Source organism: Myroides odoratimimus, from assembly GCF_030326305.1.
In the GTDB taxonomy this organism is placed as follows: domain Bacteria; phylum Bacteroidota; class Bacteroidia; order Flavobacteriales; family Flavobacteriaceae; genus Flavobacterium; species Flavobacterium odoratimimum_A.
Genome location: NZ_JACAKB010000065.1, coordinates 1 through 3,971, shown reverse-complemented (window position 1 = coordinate 3,971; position 3,971 = coordinate 1). Strand labels below are relative to the sequence as shown.

Here is a 3,971-nt window from a genome sequence, read left to right as displayed (position 1 = left end):
ACAGAAGCGTTTTATACAATAACCAACTTACTATTTTGCAATCTAAAGTTTAAAATGACTTTTTAAGGTTCGACTATATAAATCTTATTCTCTTACCAATACCCTAGTGCTTTCCACCATAGTCCTCCTACTAGAATAAATATAATTAGATTAACCACACTAGTTACAAAACCTACTTTCCACCATTCTCCTAATGTTGTATACCCTGTTCCGAAAATAATCGGGGCTGTACCTGTACCATAATGTGTAAGTGACATCATTATAGATGATGAGAAACCTAGTACCAATGCCCATAACATCTCAGGTGCTCCAAGAGCTATACCTGCGGCAAAAAAGGCTGCAAACATCGCTGTAATATGCGCTGTAGTACTCGCAAAGAAATAGTGAGAATATACATATACTAGAAGTAGTATAAGCGTAGCTGGTATCCACGATAATCCTAATCCTGCAATACCTTTTCCTACTGTTGTAGCTAACCATCCTACCAAACCTAGTTTACCTAAGAAACCTGCCATCATCACTAAGGCTGCAAACCATACTATCGTATCCCAAGCCCCCGTGTTTTTTAATATATCTTCCCAAGTTAATACTCCTGTGACAATAAGAATTCCCAATCCTAAGAAAGCCGCAGCTGTCGGTTGAACAGCAAAAGTATCTCCAAAGATCATTGCCGGAACTCCTGCCCATAACAATAACAAAATTGTAAACACTCCCATTGTGATATATTCAGGTAAAGAAATAGGTCCTAACTCATCTAATTGTTTTTTAGCAAATATTGGAGCATCAGGAGTTTTCTTTATCTCTGGTGGATAGATCATATAAATCACTAAAGGCATCACGATTAAAGCTACAAGCCCTGGTACTAAAGCTGCTAGTGCCCACATTCCCCATGTTATAGTGATTCCTGCAGTAGTACCTGCTAAAACCAAACTAACAATTAATGGATTAGGAGCTGTAGCCGTAATAAACATCGCTGAAGTAATAGGGTTTGCATTATAATTCACTAATGCTAAATAACGCCCTATCTTTTCAGCAGACCCTTTCTCTGGTTTAGAACCAAAGCTCACTGCGATAGAACGCATAATAGGGTGTATAATTCCTCCTCCCCTTGCGGTATTACTTGGTGTTACAGGAGCTAATATTGTTTCTGCAAAAGACAGTGCATACGCAATCCCTAGTGTTCTTTTACCAAACAACGAAATAAGGAAATACCCTATTCTTGCACCTAAGCCTGTTTTCTTTAAACTTATAGAGATCATCACCGCTACTCCAATAAGCCAGATTAAATCATTTGAAAAACCACTTAAAGCATCTGCTAAAGCTGCCTTAGAATTCCCTGGATTAGTTACACCTGTTATGGCTACTAATGCTATCGCTACAATAGACACTGCTCCAATAGGTAACGCCTTTCCAATAATAGCTGCGATAGTTCCAACAAATAATGCTAACAACTGCCACGCATTAGGACTAACACCTTCTGGAACAGGGATAACAAACCAAATAATTAATGTGATAGCGACCGCGATTAACGCTGGTACGGGTTTAATAGGTTCTAATTTACTTGCCATACGAGTAATTGATTTCTGTAGTAAGCTATAATCCCCAAATGAGTAAATACAATCTTGGTATAAAAGGGATATTTTTCACTACTTTTATTTATAATCTAAAATCAATAAAAATGCCAAACACACATTTTCTACAATATTTTTTTAGTTTTTTTATAACAAATAAGCACACTTAACTGTTATAATAGTATGTTTGTTATTTCTATTTTTCACTATTAAAGATAACACTTTATTGTATAATATTTTTAGTTTTCAATCAATTTTTAACTACAAAAACCAAATTAACCACAACCTTAATACTATAAAATAATTAAAAAACCACAATCATTAACGTTTTTTAATATTATAATTCCGTTAATCCTTTATTAATAAAATCGTAAACTATGATATCCGTATATAAAATAAAGCCCTATTTTCAGAAATCGCTAATGCCTATTCTCCATGCATTACATCAAAAGAGAATAACGGCTAACCAGATTACTGTATTTGCTATTCTCTTTTCGTTTGTATTAGCTATCTTATTTTGGTATGCAGATAGTTACCATTTCTTCTTTTTGTGTTTGCCAATAGGTCTACTGTTCCGCATGGCACTAAATGCACTAGATGGTATGATGGCTAGATTGTATAATCAGACTTCTAAGAAAGGTGAACTACTCAACGAGGTAGGTGATGTTCTGTCTGACTTTTTCTTATTTATTCCCTTATTAAAGTTCCAACCTGAGAGTACCTATTTGATTGTTTTATTTATAGGCTTGAGTATTATCAATGAATTCGCAGGGCTAATGGGAAAAATATTAGGTGGAGAGAGAAGGTATGATGGCCCTATGGGTAAAAGCGATAGAGCATTAGTATTGGGGATCTATGGATTACTCCTATTCTTAGGTGTTAATCTTAGCGGAGCATCTTTATATATCTTTATCGTTATCAATTTACTATTACTATTAAGCACAATCACAAGATGCCGTAAAGCACTTAAAAACGCACAATAGATGACAAAGGAAGGAAAATTTGCAGATGTCCCCCTACGCGTTAGAACATGGTGTTATATCGTTATAGTATTTGGCTTAGCACTACTACATCCCTTGAGTTTATTAATCTTTATTATGTTCCTAATCTACTGGGGACAACTAGAATTATTTACTTTCGCCATTCCTATTGGATCCCTAAAATTAGGAGTTACTGTATTGACTACCTTGATTATCACTATTTGTTTATTACTATTAAGTATTGAAGAGAGTTTACTTACTATACTTGGCTTAAGCATGATTGTTTCTGCTGGTATATACCTAAAGTACAAAACTCATTCTTTATTCTTAGCTGTCATGACCTTTTACCTTCTATCTAGTGCGATATTATTCTATATCGGATTAGCAAAAGAAGGTTATAAATATCTCATTCTATTAGTTGTACCAATGGAGTTAAATGATGTGAGTCAATATATGACTGGCAAGCTATTCGGCAAAACTAAGATAACACCTCATATCAGCCCAAATAAAACACTAGAAGGCGTTATAGGTGGTATTGTGATGACTACAGGTATATTTAACCTGATGTACTATTTACTATTTGGAGAAGCCATTACGCTAAAAACTATTCTACTGGCGATGGCATTGAGTGTTTTAGGTTTTTTAGGAGATCTAACCTTCTCCTTAGTCAAACGAAAAGCAAATGTTAAAGACACAGGTACACTCCTTCCTGGACATGGAGGACTACTAGACCGTGTAGATAGTTTATTATACACCACTCCCCTATTTTATATTGTCATGTTATGGATCAAATAAAACCTTATAATCGCGTAGCGGTGTTCTCTGGTGGCGGAAGTCGCTTTGTGATGTACTGTGGTATGTATGTCGCAATGGTCGAACACAATATTCGACCTGACTTGATTATCTCAACGTGTGGAGCGACTATCTCTACATCGATTATACGCACCTTTAATACACCTGAAGCTATTAAAGGATATTTAGCATCAGACGAATTTCTGACTGCTGCCATGAATACCTTTTTGACTAATCAGACGAGACTAGACCGCCTTCCGTACTACTGTATCAAGCACAGTAAGAAAAAAGAGAATGCTCCCTATCTATTAGATCTGTTTAGTAAGTATTTTGTTGATCAGCCTCAAAACCTAGATGAGAAGTTCCCTTCTCTACTAACTACACATACTGATGCACCTGAAGTCATTACCCTTGGTTCTGAGATATTATATACACCTGATCGAGTAAACAAAAAGAGAAAAGGTGAAAAAGCCTTTAAGAAAATACTTATTCCTACTGCTAATGTTCCTCTTGATTCACTACACCAATATATTGATCAATATAAATTTGACCTAAGTACACGACAAAAAACTAAAGCAATTGATATTTAAAGGGTTGTGTCCATTTTTAGAGAGTAATAATCTTGATA

The 3,971-nt window shown here is 35.3% G+C and carries 4 protein-coding genes; 3 read left to right on the top strand and 1 reads right to left on the bottom strand.

What is annotated here, in order from left to right; genetic code table 11:
* Positions 1 to 92: 92 nt before the first annotated feature.
* Positions 93 to 1,568: a DASS family sodium-coupled anion symporter gene (locus HX049_RS18205; protein WP_286417791.1), complete on the bottom strand. Its 1,476-nt coding sequence runs from the start codon at positions 1,566 to 1,568 to the stop codon at positions 93 to 95.
* Between the two features lie 380 nt (positions 1,569 to 1,948).
* Here HX049_RS18205 and HX049_RS18200 point away from each other — a divergent pair, with 380 nt between their 5' ends.
* The 3 genes from HX049_RS18200 to HX049_RS18190 are packed head-to-tail and all read left to right on the top strand — an operon-like array spanning position 1,949 to position 3,933.
* Positions 1,949 to 2,554, top strand: a complete 606-nt coding sequence (locus tag HX049_RS18200; protein ID WP_286417789.1) for a CDP-alcohol phosphatidyltransferase family protein — start codon at positions 1,949 to 1,951, stop codon at positions 2,552 to 2,554.
* Positions 2,555 to 3,346 carry a phosphatidate cytidylyltransferase gene (locus HX049_RS18195; RefSeq protein ID WP_286417787.1) on the top strand — a complete coding sequence of 264 codons (792 nt, stop codon included), beginning with the start codon at positions 2,555 to 2,557 and terminating at the stop codon, positions 3,344 to 3,346.
* Complete coding sequence (locus HX049_RS18190; RefSeq protein WP_286417785.1) at positions 3,334 to 3,933, top strand: hypothetical protein; 600 nt, start codon at positions 3,334 to 3,336, stop codon at positions 3,931 to 3,933. Before HX049_RS18195 ends, HX049_RS18190 begins: the two co-directional genes overlap by 13 nt.
* The last annotated feature ends 38 nt before the right edge of the window (positions 3,934 to 3,971 follow it).

What these genes read in the sequence shown, in the direction of transcription:
- HX049_RS18205 (WP_286417791.1), bottom strand. Translation starts at nt 1,568, where the DNA reads ATGGCAAGTAAATTAGAACCTATTAAACCCGTACCAGCGTTAATCGCG.
- HX049_RS18200 (WP_286417789.1), top strand. Translation starts at nt 1,949, where the DNA reads ATGATATCCGTATATAAAATAAAGCCCTATTTTCAGAAATCGCTAATG.
- HX049_RS18195 (WP_286417787.1), top strand. Translation starts at nt 2,555, where the DNA reads ATGACAAAGGAAGGAAAATTTGCAGATGTCCCCCTACGCGTTAGAACA.
- HX049_RS18190 (WP_286417785.1), top strand. Translation starts at nt 3,334, where the DNA reads ATGGATCAAATAAAACCTTATAATCGCGTAGCGGTGTTCTCTGGTGGC.